This window comes from Mesorhizobium sp. M7A.F.Ca.CA.002.15.2.1 (assembly GCF_003998715.1).
Lineage (GTDB): Bacteria > Pseudomonadota > Alphaproteobacteria > Rhizobiales > Rhizobiaceae > Mesorhizobium > Mesorhizobium ciceri.
Genome location: NZ_RZPI01000941.1, coordinates 1 through 1,592 on the forward strand (window position 1 = coordinate 1; position 1,592 = coordinate 1,592).

General features: G+C 62.8%; 2 protein-coding genes. Both read right to left on the minus strand.

Features of this window, described 5'->3' with window-relative positions:
- A partial coding sequence (betC, locus tag ENZ74_RS31325; RefSeq protein ID WP_127313281.1) for a choline-sulfatase occupies positions 1-1,139 on the minus strand: 1,139 nt, incomplete at its 3' end.
- Between the two features lie 2 nt (positions 1,140-1,141).
- Positions 1,142-1,592, minus strand: a 451-nt coding sequence (betI, locus tag ENZ74_RS31330) for a transcriptional regulator BetI (protein ID WP_127313282.1), incomplete at its 5' end; no start/stop codon positions are given.

The following is a 1,592-nucleotide window of genomic DNA, read 5'->3' on the forward strand; positions in this document are numbered from 1 at the left end:
TCCATCAACACCGGCGCGGTGCGCTCGATGCCCTCGGTGAGCGGCAGCAGCGACTGGCCGTCGGTCCACGGCGCGATCGCAGCGATGTCGATGCCGGCGAGATCGCAAAGCGTCGGCGCCACGTCGAGATTGGAGACCGGCGTCTCGATCAGCCCGGCGCGAACGCCCTTGCCGGCAATCATCAGCGGCACCCGCGCCGAACCCTCGAAGAAGCTCATCTTGAACCACAGGCCGCGCTCGCCGAGCATGTCGCCGTGATCCGAGCAGAACAGGATGATTGTGTCGTCCGCCATGCGTGTACGCTCGAGAACGTCCAGGATCTCGCCCAGCTTGTCGTCGACATAGGAGATGTTGGCGAAATAGCCCTGCCGCGAACGACGCACCTGCTCCGGTGTGATCTCGAAAGAGGGATAGTCGCTGGCGTGGTACAGCCGCCGGGAATGCGTATCCTGCTGGTCATACGCGATGAACCCGGTTTCCGGGTCCAGCGCCCGGCAATGCTCATAGAGATCCCAATACTGCTTGCGCGCGACATAGGGATCGTGCGGATGCGACAGCGAGACAGTGAGGCACCAAGGCCGATGGTTCGCATCGTCCTGTTCGCGCGAAAGCTGATAGAGCTTCTGCGTGGCCAGGAACACGACCTCGTCGTCATACTCCATCTGGTTGGTGATCTCGGCGACGCCTGCACCGGTCACCGAGCCCAGATTGTGATACCACCAGTCGATACGCTCGCCGGGCTTGCGGTAATCCGGCGTCCAGCCGAAATCGGCTGGATAAATGTCGGTCGTCAGCCGCTCCTCGAAACCATGCAACTGGTCCGGCCCAACGAAATGCATCTTGCCCGACAGGCAGGTGTAGTAGCCGGCGGCGCGCAAATGATGGGCAAAGGTCGGGATCGATGAGGCGAATTCGGCGGCATTGTCATAGACGCCGGTGCGCGACGGCAATTGCCCGCTCATGAACGAGGCACGGCCCGGCGCGCAGAGCGGCGAGGCCGTGTAGTTGTTGGCAAAGCGCGCCGAACGCGCGGCCAACGCTTTCAGATGCGGTGTATGCAGAAACTCCGCCGGTCCGTCCGGAAACAGGGTTCCGTTGAGCTGGTCGACCATGACGATCAGGAAATTGGTTCGCTTCATTGTCACTGTTTGCGCCGCTCGCCAAGTTTGGTTTCGAGATAGTCCTCGACCAGCGCGATCGCGGTCGCGGCATCGGGCACGCCGTCTTTCAGCGCCCGCCTGATGTAGAGCCCGTCGATCATCGCCGCGGTCGCTTCGGCGGCGCGGTCGGCTTCGGCTCTGGGCAAGATCCCGGTCAGCCCGCTCATCAGGTTCGAGTGCAGCCGCCGCGCGTAGACCTTGAGCAGCCGGCGCCAGGCCGATGATTTCTGCGCCTCGACATAGAAGGCGAGCCAGGCGGCGATGGTTTCCGGCTGGAACTGGATGTCGGAGAAATTGACAGCGACCACCGCCGAGACCCTTTCGCGCGCGCTATTGGCCGAGCCAAGGGCGCGCAACGTATCGGCTGTAAGCTCCGCCAGTATGTGCCGCATCGTCGCCAAGAGCAGCTCGTCCTTGGCACCAAAATAATGA